The sequence below is a fragment of the Micromonospora mangrovicola genome (assembly GCF_047200535.1).
Lineage (GTDB): Bacteria > Actinomycetota > Actinomycetes > Mycobacteriales > Micromonosporaceae > Micromonospora.
On sequence record NZ_JBJZOG010000071.1, the window covers coordinates 1 to 15,482 of the forward strand.

Below are 15,482 nucleotides of genomic sequence, written 5' to 3' on the forward strand. Positions count from 1 at the left end.
CGCCGGGCCGGGTCTCGGGTGGCGAAGGCGAGAGTGCTGCGCTGAAGCGGGCCGCGACCGTGGCCACGGCGGCATGTAGTTCGGGGCCTTTTTCCACAGAAAAGTCGAAGGGGACAACGGCCAGCCACTCCTGGGCGTACATCGCGGGGTTTCGGGTGCTGCCGACCAGTACGCACCGGCCGCCGTCCGGCTCGAGGCGGCCCATCGGCGGCCGGATCCACGGTGCCACCTTCTCCTGCGGCGCGTGGAACACCACGCGGATGGGGTACTTCCAGCCCGCGCCGAGATTCTCCTCGAGCGCGGCAACCGGATCCAGGTCGTCGGGCGGCGTAAAGCCGGACGGCATCTGCCGCACGGCCCGAACCCGGTCGATACGGTACGTGCGGATCGCGTCCGCGCGGTGCGAGTGGCACAGCAGGTACCAGCGCCCGTACCGCACCACGACTGCCCACGGGTCGACCTCGGCGTCCCACTCCTCGCCGCTCTCGCCTCCATAGGTGACCAGGACGCGGCGCCGGTCGGCGACGGCGGCGACCAGGGCGCTTGTGGTGGCGAGGTCAGGGCGGGCCGAACGTCGGTCAGGGGTGGCCGAGGCGTACGCCCGCAGCGCTGCCGCCTGCCGTCCGACGCTGTCGGGGAGAGCCCGGATGACCTTGCTGAGCGCCGAGCCGATCAGGTCGTCGGCGTCGATCGCGGCCGGCTGCCCGTCGAGCACGGCCATGACCAGGCCGAGCGCTTGCTCCTGGGTGAAGACGACCGGCGGCAGCCGGGTGCCGCGGCCCAGCCGGTAGCCGCCGTAAGGCCCGCGGACCGATTCGACCGGGATGCCGGCCTCGCGAAGGATTCCGACGTAGCGTCGCGCGGCCCGTTCCGTCACGCCCAGGAAAGAGGCGAGCTGGTCGGCAGTCGCGCCGGGGCGTGCCTGCAGGATCTCGAGCGCGCGCAGGGCCCGGGCGGTAGGGCTCGGACCGGTTCGCACAGCGGAAAGAGTACCGGAAGTAGAACGTCCGGAATCGCCTCTAGGTTGATTCCATGACTGCAGAACAGATCGTGCTCCTGGGTGGCCTGTGGCTCGACGGGTCGGTGTGGGCCAGCGTCGCGTGCGAGCTGGAAAAGAGGGGCCGTCATGCGGTGCCGGTGACCCTCCCGGGGCAGGGCGACGGGAACATGTCGGCGACGCTGGCCGACCAGCTGACCGCGGTCCTTGCCGCCGTGGACGTGGGTCCCCGCAGGTCGGTGGTGGTGGGGCACTCCGCAGCCTGCACCCTGGCCTGGATGGCGGCCGACGCGCGGCCCGGGCGCGTGGCCAAGGTCGTGCTGATCGGCGGGTTCCCCTCAGGCGACGGGCGGCCGTACGCCGACTTCTTCGAGATCAGCGACGGCGTCATGCCGTTCCCCGGCTGGGGACCGTTCAACGGGGCGGACGCGGCCGACCTGGACGAGCAGGCCCGGCAGGCCGTCGCGGCGGCGGCGATCCCGGTTCCCGAGGGCGTGGCCAGGGGCGTCGTACGGCTGACGGACGAGCGGCGATTCGACGTCCCGGTCGTGGTGGTGTGCCCGGAGTTCACGCCCGCCGAGGCGCAGGAATGGATCGCCGCAGGAGACGTACCCGAGCTCGCCCGGGCCAAGCACGTCGACCTGGTCGACATCGACTCCGGACATTGGCCGATGATGACGCGGCCCACAGAGCTGGCGCGGATCCTCGCCGCGGTCTAGCCGGCCACATAGACCGCGGGTACGGCGTCGTGGCCTGCTGCCGGCTGCATAGCGCGACTCTGCTACAAGCCAGCATCCGGATCTGCCGCCGACCGGGCGTCACCCTGGTAGAGGACCGCAGCGCCGAGGCCGTCCAGTCGTAGCCGATGAGCGGAAGTCGGATCGTGCACAGGCCCGTGGACATGTCTGGCGTCGTCGCGGCTGTCGATCGTCCGGGCGTTCGTGGTCCACCTGCTACTCAGGGCCGTCAGTGCAAGTGGCGGGCGTTGAGCCGGGCGGCCTGGCGCGTCAGATGGTCGCGTTCGGCGAGGTTGGGGGCCTTGTGGGCTGCTTCGGCGTACAGCCGCGCCGCCGTGGGCAGGTCTCCGTCGCGTTCGTGAAGGTACGCCGCCGCCGCCGTGTGGCGGGGCAGTGAGTCGTCCAGCGCCGCGAGTGCCGCCAGCCCGGCGCGCGGCCCGTCGGCCTCGCCGACGGCGACCGCGCGGTTGAGCCGGACGACCGGGCTGTCGGTCAGGCGCGTGAGCTCGTCGTACCACTCGACGATCTGCACCCAGTCGGTCTCCTCGGCGGTGGGCGCGTCGGCGTGGAGTGCCGCGACGGCGGCCTGGGCCTGGAACTCGCCCAGCCGGTCGCGGGCGAGGGCCGCCTGCAGGATCTCGACGCCCTCGGCGATCGACTTGGTGTCCCATCGGCCGCGGTCCTGCTCGGCGAGCGGTACCAGGCTGCCGTCGGGCGCGGTCCGGGTGGCGCGCCGGGCGTGGTGGAGCAGCATGAGGGCGAGCAGCCCCGCCACCTCGGGGTGGTCGATCGCGGCCGCGAGCTGCCGGGTCAGGCGGATGGCCTCGGCGGCGAGGTCGACGTCGCCGGAGTAGCCCTCGTTGAAGACCAGGTAGAGAACGCGCAGCACGGTGGTGACGTCGCCGGGCCGGTCGAACCGCATGCCGGAGACGGTGCGCTTGGCCCGGCTGATGCGCTGCGCCATGGTCGCCTCGGGCACGAGGTAGGCCTGGGCGATCTGGCGGGTGGTCAGCCCGCCGACGGCGCGCAGCGTGAGCGCGACCGCGGAGGACGGCGTCAGGGACGGGTGGGCGCACAGGAAGTAGAGCTGGAGCGTGTCGTCCACCGCTGGTGCGGGTCCGGGCGCCTGCTCCTCGTCGATGAGGCTCTCACGCCGGCGGCGGGCGGCGTCCGCCCGGGTCGCGTCGAGGAACTTGCGCCAGGCTACGGTGACCAGCCAGCCTTTCGGATCGCGGGGCGGGTCGGCCGGCCAGACGCGGACCGCCTCGACCAGCGCGTCCTGCACGGCGTCCTCGGCCGCCGCGAAATCGGCTCCGCGGCGGACGAGGACTCCGAGCACGCTCGGCGTGAGGCTCCGGAGCAGGGCCTCGTTCATCTGAGCGGTCACTCCGTGATGGTGGGCGGCGCGGTCAGGAACGGGCGTACCTCGAGCCACTCGTGGATCGGCTTGCCGCCCGCCCCAGGGGCGGCCGACAGTTCCCCGGCCAGCTCGATGGCACGCTCGTAGCTGTCGACGTCGATCACCATCCATCCGGCGATGAGGTCCTTGGTCTCGGCGAACGGGCCGTCGGTGACCGGCGGGCGCCCCTCGCCGTCGTACCGGACAAACGTCCCCTCGGGGGCGAGCGCCTGACCGTCGACGAACTCGCCGGTCCCCTCGAGTCGGGCCGCGAAGTCGTTCATGTACTGCACGTGCGCCGAGATCTCCTCTGGCGTCCACTGGTCCATGGGCACGTCGTTGACCGCAGCCGGAGCGCCACGGTAGTGCTTGAGCAGCAAGTACTTCGCCATCGTCATTCTCCTCAGGTACTGGTGCGACCCATCTTGGTCAGATTCACGACGGGGACGGAGCCACTCAACAGTTCTCGACATCACCGTCCGAACTTTTCCGTTCTGCGGGTGCCGGTTCGGCGGGCCGGGCGGTGAAGAAGCGGACGATGTCTTCCGCTGCGGTTGGGGAGAGCATCATCGCCTGGACTCGCGCGGACATCTCGGCGATCGGGTGGATCCTGGTGAACATCGCCTCCTCATACGTCCGGATCGCCGAGTCCGGGTCGGCGGGGTTGGCGGCGAGTTCACCGGCGAGCGCGGCGGCGTCGAGCATGGCCTGGTTGGCGCCCTCGCCGACCGGCGGCATGAGGTGCGCGGCGTCGCCGATCAGGGTGACACCCGGCCGGCTGGACCAGCGCGTACCAATGGGCATCGCTTCGATCCTGCGCGGCGTCACCGTATTGTCCCCGGCTTCGATGAGTGCGGTGAGGCTTGGGTCCCAGCCGTCGAACATGTCGAGCACAGCACGCTTGCTGCGATATGTGTCGAGCCGGCGATCCTCTGCGCGCAGCGAGATCCCTACGCGTAGGCTGCCATCGCCGATGCGTTGCGCTGCCAGGATCTGATTCACGCCGACGCACCACAGGTTCCCGGGGCCGACGAGCTCGGCGACATCCGGGTGGCGCCGGTCGACGTCACGGATATTCAGCTCCGCAAAGGTGGCCACGTAGGATGTTTCCGCGTCGGTCAGCAGCGACCGGACGACCGAGCGCGCGCCGTCCGCACCGATGAGGATGTCGCAGTCGATTTTGCGGCCGCCGTCGAACGTCAGTCCCCAGCCTCCGTCGGGGCGTGGTGTCGCTGCGACAAGCCGATGTCGCCACACAACCGCGTCGCCGGGGAGCGAATCGAGCAGAAGATCACGCAGCGCCCTCCGGTCGATCTCGGGACGGCCGGTAAACGAGCCGGGTTGCGGCTTATGGTGCACCAGAGTTCGTCCGGCCTGGTCGACGATGCGATGCTCCTCGCCCTCGGGCCGCGCCTCAGACCGGAACCGGCCGGTGAGGCCCGCCTCGGCCAGGGCCCGTTGCCCGGACTCCGGGTGCAGGTCGAGCGTGCCGCCTTGCGATCGCGCGGATCGGGTTGCCTCACGCTCGTACACCACCGCGTCGATGCCGTGCCGATGCAGGATCCGTGCCAGCGTGAGCCCGCCAAGGCCGCCACCGGCGATCGCGATTCTCATCTCCGTCCCCCCGTACCGTACGCTGTATTTCATGGATACACCGCACGGTAGTGGATCGGTGCCCGTATGGGAACGGCCCGAGCCCCAGCCGCGGGCGGCGCCGGTGTCGTTGAGCCGCGAGAAGATCGCTGCCACTGCGATCCGGCTTGCCGACGCGCACGGCCTCGACGGGCTGTCGGTTCGCAAGATCGCCAAAGAGCTCGGTGTCGGTCCGATGCGGCTCTACGACTACGTCCTCAACCGAGCCGAACTGCTCGATCTGATGGTCGACGCCGTCTACGCCCAGATCGCCGAGGCCGGCCAGCACTCCGAGTGGCGCGCCACGGTACTGGCCATCGCCCGTACGACCCGTGACGCCGCCCTTGATCATGAATGGTTTTCCGACCTGCTCGGCGGAAGGCCACACTTGGGACCGCACGCACTCGCCGTGGCCGAGTCGACCGCGGCTGCGCTCAGTCAGGCCCCCGGCGTACGCGGCATCGACGACCTCCAGCGGGCGTTAGGCGCCCTCAACGCCTTCATCATCGGGGCGCTCCGCAGCGAGGTCACCGAGCGACGCACCGCCCGTTCCACCGGCACCGACGAGCCCGCCTGGCAGGCCAGCCTCGGCCCCTACCTCACACGCATGTTCAAAACCGGCCGCTACCCCACCGTCGCCCGGCTCGTCATCGACGGCGCCCACCTCAACGCCGAGGAAACCTTCAACCACAACCTGACCACCATCTTGGATGGCATCACCAGCCATCCCCAAGCGTGACGGACTGCGCTGAGGCCAGACGATCCGCTGATCGCCGAGATCGACGCCGTCTACCGCGCGGCGATCACCCGCGGCGACGACCTCGACCGCCTCCTCACCGACGCCCACACCGCCCTGCGCTGAGCCTTCGGGAAGTCAAAGGTGGCACCCGAGCACGCCGCTACCGCCTGCGGAGCCGAGACGACGAACGCCCCCGACCGAACCGCACGGCGGACCGCGCCCACGCGCGCTCATGACCGGAAAGAGGGCGTTCGATCCTGGCGTCGGCTCGGGTGTCCGGCGGGAGACGGTGAATCGCGGCGGCGGTGTAGCTTCTGCCCGTGAGCACCCCCCAGGAGATGCTGCCGTCGCTGACCCACCCGGTGTTGTGCCGGCATCCGATCGACCTCCTCGGCCGCGCCCTGATGCGGGTGTCCAGCCGGCGCCTCCCGCGAAACTCGGTGAGCTGGCTGATCGGCCCGAGCGCGGGGCGCGACATCGTCGGGCATGATTGGGTTGAGCGAACGGCCAGCGATCTCGGCGGCTCGCTGAGCACGGGCCCCGATCACGGCCTGCTGGCCTCATTCGCCGCGCTCGGCGGCGAGGGTTTCGATCCCGCCGACGTAGACCCACGGATCGCCGACTTCTACGAGCGCGCCTCCCGGTGGCATCTGGATCTGTGGTCGGAGTGGTCCGTCCTTGCCTGGCCATTCGGCCGGCTCATCACGGCCCTGCTCAGCGAACGGCTGCAGCAGGCCTGCTTGCCGATGCGGCCGCTCGATGCGTCGTTTGGCATGACCAGCAAGGTGGTTCACATCCACGACGCGCACGGCGAGGTCGTCGGCTCGGCCTGGCTCCGCAACATGCGCAAGACAGGCCACGTGACCTACAGCGGCCTCTACGGCGTCACGACCCTGCCCGGCGCCAGGCAACCCAGCGTCCGCGTCGTGTTTCCCCTGCCGCTGGGCTCGTTACAGGTCTTCCTCAAGCCCTCCGCCGGCCTGGACGGCAGCTTCCATCTGCACTCCCCGACCGGCAGGTTCGGCGCCAACGGCGCCTATCTCGTGCTGGAGCGGTATGGCGAGACGCTCAGCGCACGCCGTGTCCCGCTGAACGAACACTTCCACCTGTATGTCGACGAGGACGGTGACGTGCGGGCCGATCACAGCCTCAAGCTCTGGAACATCCCCGCTGTTCGGCTGCACTATCGGATGCGGCGTCAGGCGTGACGGCTTCGGATTCCCTGCAGGGATCCACAACTGCCGTCGCAGCGGTGAGTCGGACCGGGCTGACCGATTCAGGGGGTGAGCCGCTCCAGCAGCCAGGCCGGCTCCGGGTTCACCACGGCCTCGCCGCCCACCACGACGGTGGGGACCGTCTCGTCGCCGCCGGTGACCGCCCGGACCGCCGCCGCCCCGTCCGGGTCACGCCAGATGTTGACCCAGTGCGCCCGACCGGCCCGGCGGCCGAGCCGACGCCGCAGCCGCAGACAGTACCGGCAGCCCGGCCGCCAGTACACGACCGGCCGGCCGTCGCGCGCGCTGCGCTCCTGCGCCTGCGCGGCGGTCACCGATGTCGGGAAGACCAACGGCGACACGAGAACGGCCAGCACCGCGAAGACGACGAACTCGGCGCCGGCCAACCACGGCTCGGACTGGGTGACCGCGACGAACAACCCGCAGGCCAGCATCAGGCCGGCCAACCACCAACTGCGAAACACGCCGTCGAATGCTACGCCCCGGCGCGGCGGCCACCTGCCGGGCGCGCACGGGCGAGCGGTGCGACCGGGTCAGTCGGTGGCGTCGGCCAGCAGTTCCAGCAGGTGCCGGTAGGGCTGGCCGGTCGCGCGGGCCATCCCGATCTCGCAGGTGCGGTTCACCGAGGCGTACCCGTCGAAGGGCCGTTGCGCGACCGCGCGGGCCTCGGCGCGGGTGGCCGAGGCGGTGAGCTCCGGGTGCAGCAGGCCCCGGTCGCCGGCGAAGCCGCAGCACTGCCAGCCGTCCGGCACCACCACCTCGTCGGCGACCGCCCGCGCCACGGTGAGCAGCGCCTCGTCCAGCCCCAGCCGGGTGGACGAGCAGGTCGGGTGCAGGGCGAGCGACCCGAGCCGGCGCCGCACGGTCAGCCGGGGCAGCAGCTCGTCGGCGACGTACGCGACCGCGTCGACGACCCGCAGCGCGCCGGCGTCAGCGACCAGCTTGGCGAAGCCCTCGGTGCAGGAGGCCGCGTCGGTGACCACCGGCAGCGCGCCGTCGCGGCTGGCCGCCCGCAGCGCCGGCGGCACCCGGTCCCGCACCGCCTGCCAGCCTGCGGTGAGGCCCTTGGACGACCAGGGCGTGCCGCAGCACATGCTGGCCACCCCGTCGGGCACGAGCAGGCGCACCCCGGCCCGGTCGGCGAGGGTGAGCAGCGCGGTGGCCACGCCGGTGCCCCCCTCGGCCGGGCCGAAGAGGGTGCCGAGGCAGGACGGGACGAAGACGGCGTCGGGCTCGTCGACCGGCCGGGGACGGCGGGCCGCGCCGCCCCGGGGCAGGTCGCGCCGCCACTGCGGGACCCGCTCCGCGCCGAGGACCACGCGGGCGGCCCGGCTGGCCACCTCGGGCAGGGCCGGCGGCAGCGCGCCGGCCAGGTCGAGGCCGCGGGCCATGCCCCGGGTGGCCGCGCCCCACCGGTTCGCCGCCTGCCGCCAGCCGGCCTGCGCCACCCCGCCGTTGGCCTCGGCACGCAGCCGTTTCACCAGGTCACCGGTGTTGATGAGGACGGGACAGGCGGTGGCGCACATGCCGTCGACCGCGCAGGTCTGCACCGCGTCGTAGTCGTACGCGGACTCCAGCTCGCGAGCCAGGGCCAGGTCCCCGCCGGCGCGGGCGGCGGCGATCTCCCGACGCAGCACGATCCGCTGCCGGGGCGTGGTGGTCAGGTCGCGGCTGGGGCAGACCGGCTCGCAGTACCCGCACTCGACGCAGCGGTCCACCTCCTCCTCCACGGTCGGCACGGTCTTCAGGTGCCGCATGTGGATCTCGGCGTCGTCGCTGAGCAGCACGCCCGGGTTGAGCAGGCCGTCGGGGTCGCAGAGCATCTTCAGCTCGCGCATCACCTCGTACAGTTCGTCGCCGAACTGGCGGCGGACGTACGGGGCCATCACCCGGCCGGTGCCGTGCTCGGCCTTGAGCGTGCCGCCGTGGCCGAGGACCAGGTCGACCATCTCCTCGGTGAAGTCGGCGTAGCGGGCCGGGGCCGCGCCGTGGGAGAACCGCTCGTTGAGCATGAAGTGCAGGTTGCCGTCCTTGGCGTGGCCGAAGATGACGCTCTGCTCGTACCGGTGCCGGGCGAAGAGGTCGGCGAGGGCGGCGCAGGTGTCGGCGAGCGCGTCCACCGGGACGGCGATGTCCTCCAGCAGCGCGGTGGTGCCGGACGGGCGGGCGCCCGCGACGGCCGCGTACAGGCCCTTGCGGATGTGCCAGAGCGCGGCGCGGGCCGGCGCCTCCCCGCTGAGCCGCGCCGGCGCGGTCAGCGGCAGGTCGGCCAGCACCGGCCGGGCCTGCCCCAGCCGCGCCGCCAGCGCGTCCGGGTCGGACTCCTGCCACTCCACCAGCAGCGCCGCGTGCTCGCGCACCGCGAGGGCGCGCAGCGCGGCGTCGGCCCTGGGGTCGGTCCGGGCGACCCGCAGGGCGGCGGCGTCGAGCAGCTCGACCGCCGCCGGCCCGGCGGCCACCAGGGCGGGCATCGCGGCCATCGCCGCGCCGAGGGTGTCGAAGACGAGCAGCCCGGTCGCGGCGTGCCGGTGCACGGGTGCGGTGCGGAAGGTCGCCGCCGCGACGAAGGCGAGGGTGCCCTCGCTGCCCACCACGAGCCGGGTGAGCAGGTCGGCGGGTGAGTCGTGGTCGAGGAACGCGTTCACCCCGTACCCCATGGTGTTCTTCATGGCGTACTGGGCGCGGATCCGGCGCACCGAGTCGGGGTTGCCGCGCACCCGGTCGCGCAGCCGGAGCAGGCCGGCGTGCAGCTCGGGTTCGGTGGCCCGCAGCCGGTCGTCGGCGTCCCGGGCGCCGGTGTCCAGCCGGGTGCCGCTGGGCAGCACCAGCAGGACGGATTCCAGGGTCCGGTAGGTGTTGTACTCGGTGCCGCAGGTCATGCCACTGGAGTTGTTGGCCACCACGCCACCGACGGTGCAGGCCGACTCGCTGGCCGGGTCGGGGCCGAGCTTGCGGCCGTACGGGGCGAGCCGGGCGTTCACCTGCCGCAGCACCACCCCGGGCTGCACCCGGACCCGCCGCCCCTCGTCGAGGACCTCCAGGTCCCGGAAGTGCCGGCGGGTGTCGACGAGGAGCTGGTCGGTGACGGCCTGCCCGCTGAGGCTGGTGCCGCCGGAGCGGAAGGTCAGCGGGGTGCCGGTGCGCCGGCTGTGCCGCAGTAGCGCGGCGACCTGGTCGGCGTCGGCCGGGGTGACCACCGCACTCGGGTGCAGCAGGTAGTGGGAGGCGTCGTGGGCCATCCGGAGCCGGTCCGCCGCGCCGGTCCACACCCCTCCGGGCACCGCCGCCGCCAGTCCGGCCCGGGCGTCCCTGCTCAGCTCCACCATGATCGCCGCACCTCCCCCACTCACCCTAACCAGGGTGATACCCGTACGACCCGACCCCTTGCAACTTGCATAGACCCTGATAGATACTCCCCGTCAAGCGTTCGCCGAGGTCACACCCCGATCGACCTCGGCGGTGCGGCATGGGCGCCGACGCAACCGGCGGCCTTCAGCGTCCTAGGAGGAGACCGTGAGAATCCGCCGTAGTCGATTCACTCCCCTGCTCGCCGCGACCGTCGGCCTGGTTGCCGCCGGCGCCTTCACCGTGCCGGCGTCGGCCGCCCCGGGCGGCTACTCCGCCGACCAGCTCGCCCGGGTCGACGCCGCCGTGGCGGCCTCCGGGGTCGACGGCATCGCCTGGCGCGTGGACGCCGCCGCCAACCGGGTCGTGGTGACCGCGGACGAGAGCGTCTCCGCCGCCGACCTGGCGACGTTGAAGAAGAGCGCCGGCGCCCAGGCGGGCGCGATCCGGGTGGACCGGGCGACGGGCAACTTCCGCCCGCTGCTCTCCGCCGGCGACGCCATCTACGGCGGCCAGTACCGCTGCTCGCTCGGCTTCAACGTGGTCAAGGGCGGCACCTACTACTTCCTCACCGCCGGGCACTGCGGCAAGGTCGCCAGCACCTGGTACACCGACTCGGCGCACAACACGCTGATCGGCTCGAACATCGGCTACAGCTTCCCGGGCAACGACTACGCCCTGGTCCGCTACGACAACACCGGGCTGAGCCACCCGGGCGGCTACGCCGCCGCGGACGCGTACGTCGGCGAGTCGGTCAAGCGGACCGGCTCGACCACCGGCACCCACAGCGGCACGGTGACCGCGCTCAACGTGACGGTCCGTTACCAGGGCAGCGGCACGGTGCGCGGCATGATCCAGACCACCGTCTGCGCCGAGCCGGGCGACTCCGGCGGCCCGCTCTACGACGGCACCAAGGCCCTCGGCATCACCTCCGGCGGCAGCGGCGACTGCAAGAAGGGCGGCACCACCTTCTACCAGCCCGTTCCGGAGGCGGCGAGCGCGTACGGCGTGACCGTCTACTGATCCACCCGCCGGCCCGCGGCCGGCACCGAGGACCCGCGTCCCCTCGGGGGCGCGGGTCCTCCGCGTACCTCCCCAGGCGGCCGATCGCCGCTCGCCGGGTGCGCCGCACGGGCGCGGGTGGCAGCCCGGACGGCCCGGATCGGCGGCTCACCTGATCCGGCACGCCGCAGCGCCGATCGGCAGGCCGGGACCGCCCGGTGGAGCGGGCCGGCTCCGCCGATCCCCACGGCCGTGCCACCGGCCGGCGGCACCGCTTCTCGATCGGCGTCGCACGGCCGCCGCTCGGCCCGCCGGCGAGCGGAAAGCCGACTCAGGTATTGCCGCCGTGACCAGGCGTTTCGACAGTGGAGAAAGGCTCCGCCGGCAATTCCGGAGCGGCGGGGCGGACGGCCCGCCGGCGTCCCGCCGCCACGAGGCGTCGGCCCAGCAGAGAGCGGAGGCAACGGGGATGGACACCGCCGTTGTGGACCCCGACTACCAGGTCACCGACTTCGAGGAGGACGACGACCCGGAATCCCTGATCGGGGACGAGATCGAGTTCGACCTGTCGGCGGACGAGGAGCAGTGACGTGAGCGTGCACCTGGCTCCCGCGCTGCGCGTGCTGCGCGACGAGATCAACACCCGCTGGCCGCACCGGGACCGCACCTCGGACGGCTGGATCGGCGACGCGGCCCACCAGGCGCGCCGCTCCGACCACAACCCGGACGCCGACGACAGCTCGGTCAACGCGCTGGACGTGGACGTCGACGGCATCGACCCGCTGCTGGTGGTCCGGCAGGCCATCACCCACCCGTCCTGCCAGTACGTCATCTACAACCGGGTGATCTGGAGCCGCACCCGGGGCTTCACCGCGGCCCGGTACACCGGACCCAACCCGCACAACATGCACCTGCACGTCAGCGTCAGCCACACCCGGACGCTGGAGGACAGCACCCGGCCGTGGGGCATCGCCGCCGCGAAGGGGCTGAAGCTGGGCGACCGGGTGCTGCGGGACGGCTGCCGGGGCGGGGACGTCCGGGAGTTGCAGACCCTGGCCAACCGGCTCGGCGCCGGGCTCACGGTCGACGGCTGTTTCGGCGCGAAGACCGCGACGTGGGTGCGCGCCTTCCAGAAGGCCCGGGCCCTTGCGGTGGACGGCGTCGTCGGCGCGGCCACCGTCGCCGCGCTGCGCAAGGCCGGCATACCGCCGCGGCCGCCCGCGGGGCACGCCCCGGGCACCCGTACCGTCCGCCGGGGCTGCGCGGGCGACGACGTGGGCTTCGTCCGGCGGTTCATCGGCAGCCGCTGCGGTGGCCCCGGCACCGACTTCGACGCCGGCGCCGAGGCGGGGGTCCGCTGGTACCAGCGGATGCGCGGCCTCACCGCCGACGGCATCGTCGGCCCGATCACCTGGAAGCAGATGGGCGTCCGGGTCACCTACTGACCCGGACGCCCGTCCGGTCAGCTCTGCCGCAGCGCCGGCATCGGCACCGGGACGGCCAGCGCGGTCGCCCCGGCGCCGACCCCCGGCTCGCAGGTGTTCGGCGGCACCGTGCCGATGCCCCGGGTGGCCGGCCGCTCGGCCGCCCAGAACATGAACCCGAGCATGCCGGCGGTGGCGCCCGCGCCGTTGGGCGCGACCGACTGCACGTACGGGGCGGTGGCCTGCTGCACCGAGTTGGCGTAGTTGACGCACTCCGGCAACGGCTTGTTGCCGTAGGCGATGTAGAGGCCGCCGGTGAACTTGGCCGGGGCGAGCGGCGGCACCGGCGGGCTGTACTGCGGCTTGCCGTCGACGTGCTCCTGCCAGCTCGACTGCGACGAGCTGGCAGAGGCGGGCCGGGCGGCAACCATCGCGTTGGCGTAGTCGAGGACCGGGGTGTCGGTGCGCAGCCAGTCGGCGGTGGCCTTGCGGTTGAGGGCGATCAGCCAGCGGTCGCCGGCGGCGACGTCGATGGTGAGCCGGGCCTCGGGCCGGGCGCCGGTCGGGTCGTACGGGTGGACCGCCCGGTAGGCGGTGATGAAGGACTGCAGGCCGGCGACGTTCGGGTCGGTGTTCTGCTCGTAGTCGATCTCGATGCCGACGCCGAGCCGGGTGGCGACCTCGGCGGCCCGCTGGCCGAGCAGGGTGGCGTTCTCGGCGAGGGCGGCGTCCCAGTCGTCGGTGTAGGTGATGCCGCCGATGGAGAGCATCACCCGCACCCCCCGCGCGGTGAAGTACTGCACGATCTCGGCGGTCATGCCTCGCGGCACACCGTCGAGGGTGGTCGCGTCGGTGGTCTGGTGCAGCAGGTCGAGCGGGTTGACGAAGCTCAGCACGACCAGGTTGACGGAGGGCCGGCCGTCGCCCCGGTCGATCAGCCAGTGGTTCTGGCCGTCGAACTCGGCGACGGTGCGCGGGGTGGTCCAGGTGCAGTAGTCGTTGCCGCAGTGCCAGGCCCCGTAGACCTGCACCGGGGCGGCGGCGAGGGGGGTGGCGGCCGGCCGGGGCGGTGGGGCGGCGGCGGCCGGGGTGGTGGTGGCGAGGGTGAGCAGGAGCGCGGCCAGGGGTACCGAGCGTCGCATGGGGACCTCCCCGATCGATCAGTACACCTTGTTTACAGTGCTCTGACGACCGTCGTCAATGCGTACCGGCGACCTCGTCGCGGACCCACCGCTGGAAGGCCGGGCCTCGGGTCCGCTCGGTGCCGGGCCGCCCTGCCGGGCCGCGACCGCCCGGCCGATCAGCTCGGCGTGCCGGCCCCGCGCCATCAGCCACCGCCCTGCGTCCACCTTGGACAGCCAGGCCCCGGTACGGACCCGGACCAGCGAGCGGCAGGCGCCCAGCACCGCGTCCTCGGCGCCGGGGGCCGGAGCGTCCCCCGCCGGGGTGGGCAGCGCCAGCCACCAGTCCAGCGCGGTCACCAGCAGCCCGCGCAGGTCGGCCGGGGCCGGATCGGCGAACACCTCGACCGGGGGCGGGCCGAGCAGGGCCAGCCCGGCCTGGCGCAGGATGCTGCGGTCGAGGGCGTACCAGAACCAGCCGTCGGCGGCCGGCCGCTCGGCCGGGTCGTACGTGGCACGGAACGGCATGGCCGCGCCGGTGTTCAGCTCCACCTCGAAGCCCGGGTCGGGGATGCCGGAGCCGGCCACGTCCCTCCGGTAGGCGACCAGTTCCAGGCCGCGCGCCGGGCAGGGCAGTGACTCGTGCCGCAACCGCGCCACCAGCTCCCGCTTCGCCGGCCCGGTCACCGGCCCGGCCGTCACCAGGGCCACGTCCACGTCGCTGCGTCCGGGCTGGTACGCGCCCAGCCCCACCGAGCCGGCCGCGTACGCGCCGACCAGGTTGTCGCCGAGCACCGCCCGGGCCCGGCCGACCAGCGCGGCCAGGTAGTCACCTACGTCGTGGTCCACGCCCCGCATCCTGCCCCGGGGCGGGGCGGGTCAGTGCGTCGGGTCGGGACAGCAGACGGTCAGCGCACCGGGGACGACCTTCACCTTGAGTCGCTTCGCCGTCGACCGGGCGCCCCCGTCCAGCTCGTACGTCTTGGGGGCGGCGAACCGGACCCTGACCTTGCGACCCCGGGTCATCCGCAGGAAGGGTGAGTCCTCGGACCGGCCGCCGGCCATCCGGCCCAGCGTACGGGCCCAGTCGACGGCGCCGCTGGCGGTGGAGACGCCGATCTCCAGGGCCCCGTCGTCGGGGCGGGCGTCGTCAAAGGCGGGGATGCCGCCGGTGATCGTGCCGACGTTGCCGAACAGCACGCAGCTCGCCTCGCCGTCGAACCAGTCGGCCCCGTCGACCCGGATCCGGGTACGGACGCACTCGCCCCGCACGTGCCGCAGCCCGGTCCAGACGTACGCGACCCGACCCAATCGGCCCTTGAGCTTGCGGTCGGCGTCCCGGATCAGGTCGCCGTCGAAGCCCGCGCCGGCCATCACCGCGAAGTGCTCCCCGTTGAGGCGGCCCAGGTCCAGTTTGCGCCGCCGGCCGTGCAGGGCGATCCGGACCGCCTCGGGCAGGTCGGCCGGGATGCCGAGGTTGCTGGCGAACAGGTTCGCGGTGCCGGCGGGCAGGATACCCATCGGCACCGCCGAGCCGGCCAGCTTGTCGGCGCACCGCTGCACCATCCCGTCGCCACCCCACACCAGGATCAGCTCGGCGCCCTTGTCGAGCGCCTTGCGCACCTTCTTCGGCGCCTTACGGCTCTTCGGCACCTCGTACCAGAGGAGCTTGCCGACCCCGGCCGAGACCAGGGTCGTCCGCAGCTCGTCGAGGCCGCCGCCGAGGACCTTCTTCCGGTGGGCGACGACCGCGACGACGCCGGCCGCGGCGGTGGGAACGTCGGCGGACGGACGGTCGACCGTGCTCGTGCTCATGGCCTCGGGTGGTACCCAAACGGCGGATCCCTCACG

Annotated in this window: 14 protein-coding genes; 5 read left to right on the forward strand and 9 right to left on the reverse strand. The window is 72.9% G+C overall.

The features are described 5' to 3' along the window. A partial coding sequence (locus tag ACL02O_RS23990; protein WP_412820422.1) for a helix-turn-helix transcriptional regulator occupies nucleotides 1-928 on the reverse strand: 928 nt, incomplete at its 3' end. A gap of 104 nt (nucleotides 929-1,032) precedes the next feature. Between ACL02O_RS23990 and ACL02O_RS23995 the strand changes: the two genes are divergently transcribed. Beyond that, the gene (locus tag ACL02O_RS23995; protein WP_412820397.1) at nucleotides 1,033-1,716 is read left to right on the forward strand and encodes an alpha/beta fold hydrolase; all 684 of its coding nucleotides are present in this window, start codon (nucleotides 1,033-1,035) and stop codon (nucleotides 1,714-1,716) included. A 247-nt stretch (nucleotides 1,717-1,963) separates the two neighbouring features. Here the strand turns inward: ACL02O_RS23995 and ACL02O_RS24000 are convergent, their stop codons facing one another. The 3 genes from ACL02O_RS24000 to ACL02O_RS24010 all read right to left on the reverse strand — a co-directional run bounded on the left by ACL02O_RS24000 (nucleotide 1,964) and on the right by ACL02O_RS24010 (nucleotide 4,747). Continuing rightward, entirely contained in the window at nucleotides 1,964-3,109 is a 1,146-nt protein-coding gene (locus tag ACL02O_RS24000; RefSeq protein WP_412820423.1) for an RNA polymerase sigma factor, read from the reverse strand. Nucleotides 3,110-3,117: 8 nt separating this feature from the next. Next, nucleotides 3,118-3,525 carry a YciI family protein gene (locus ACL02O_RS24005; RefSeq protein WP_412820398.1) on the reverse strand — a complete coding sequence of 136 codons (408 nt, stop codon included), beginning with the start codon at nucleotides 3,523-3,525 and terminating at the stop codon, nucleotides 3,118-3,120. A gap of 64 nt (nucleotides 3,526-3,589) precedes the next feature. Beyond that, the gene (locus ACL02O_RS24010) at nucleotides 3,590-4,747 is read right to left on the reverse strand and encodes an FAD-dependent oxidoreductase (RefSeq protein WP_412820399.1); all 1,158 of its coding nucleotides are present in this window, start codon (nucleotides 4,745-4,747) and stop codon (nucleotides 3,590-3,592) included. A 31-nt stretch (nucleotides 4,748-4,778) separates the two neighbouring features. Here ACL02O_RS24010 and ACL02O_RS24015 point away from each other — a divergent pair, with 31 nt between their 5' ends. Further along, nucleotides 4,779-5,504, forward strand: coding sequence for a TetR/AcrR family transcriptional regulator (locus tag ACL02O_RS24015; RefSeq protein WP_412820400.1), 726 nt, complete (start codon nucleotides 4,779-4,781; stop codon nucleotides 5,502-5,504). Nucleotides 5,505-5,824: 320 nt separating this feature from the next. Further along, nucleotides 5,825-6,712 carry a hypothetical protein gene (locus ACL02O_RS24020; protein WP_412820401.1) on the forward strand — a complete coding sequence of 296 codons (888 nt, stop codon included), beginning with the start codon at nucleotides 5,825-5,827 and terminating at the stop codon, nucleotides 6,710-6,712. Between the two features lie 68 nt (nucleotides 6,713-6,780). Here the strand turns inward: ACL02O_RS24020 and ACL02O_RS24025 are convergent, their stop codons facing one another. Both ACL02O_RS24025 and ACL02O_RS24030 read right to left on the reverse strand, forming a co-directional pair. Then, nucleotides 6,781-7,203, reverse strand: coding sequence for a glutaredoxin domain-containing protein (locus tag ACL02O_RS24025; protein WP_412820402.1), 423 nt, complete (start codon nucleotides 7,201-7,203; stop codon nucleotides 6,781-6,783). A 69-nt stretch (nucleotides 7,204-7,272) separates the two neighbouring features. Next, complete coding sequence (locus ACL02O_RS24030) at nucleotides 7,273-10,089, reverse strand: FAD-binding and (Fe-S)-binding domain-containing protein (RefSeq protein WP_412820403.1); 2,817 nt, start codon at nucleotides 10,087-10,089, stop codon at nucleotides 7,273-7,275. Nucleotides 10,090-10,252: 163 nt separating this feature from the next. On the opposite strand from ACL02O_RS24030, the gene ACL02O_RS24035 reads away from it, so the two are divergent. Together ACL02O_RS24035 and ACL02O_RS24040 are read left to right on the forward strand one after the other, a co-directional pair. After that, a complete protein-coding gene (locus tag ACL02O_RS24035) occupies nucleotides 10,253-11,107 on the forward strand; it encodes a S1 family peptidase (RefSeq protein ID WP_412820404.1) in 855 nt (284 codons plus the stop codon). 569 nt (nucleotides 11,108-11,676) lie between these two features. Further along, the gene (locus ACL02O_RS24040; RefSeq protein ID WP_412820405.1) at nucleotides 11,677-12,531 is read left to right on the forward strand and encodes a peptidoglycan-binding domain-containing protein; all 855 of its coding nucleotides are present in this window, start codon (nucleotides 11,677-11,679) and stop codon (nucleotides 12,529-12,531) included. Between the two features lie 17 nt (nucleotides 12,532-12,548). On the opposite strand, the gene ACL02O_RS24045 is transcribed toward ACL02O_RS24040, so the two are convergent. Genes ACL02O_RS24045 through ACL02O_RS24055 form a run of 3 tightly spaced genes read right to left on the reverse strand, consistent with a single transcriptional unit; the run spans nucleotide 12,549 to nucleotide 15,446 of the window. Then, nucleotides 12,549-13,652 (reverse strand): glycoside hydrolase family 18 protein, encoded by a 1,104-nt coding sequence (locus ACL02O_RS24045; protein WP_412820406.1) that lies wholly within the window; start codon nucleotides 13,650-13,652, stop codon nucleotides 12,549-12,551. Between the two features lie 18 nt (nucleotides 13,653-13,670). Further along, nucleotides 13,671-14,480 carry an aminoglycoside adenylyltransferase domain-containing protein gene (locus tag ACL02O_RS24050; protein WP_412820407.1) on the reverse strand — a complete coding sequence of 270 codons (810 nt, stop codon included), beginning with the start codon at nucleotides 14,478-14,480 and terminating at the stop codon, nucleotides 13,671-13,673. 30 nt (nucleotides 14,481-14,510) lie between these two features. Beyond that, on the reverse strand, nucleotides 14,511-15,446 hold the full coding sequence (locus ACL02O_RS24055) for a diacylglycerol/lipid kinase family protein (RefSeq protein ID WP_412820408.1): 936 nt from the start codon (nucleotides 15,444-15,446) through the stop codon (nucleotides 14,511-14,513). Nucleotides 15,447-15,482 lie beyond the last annotated feature (36 nt).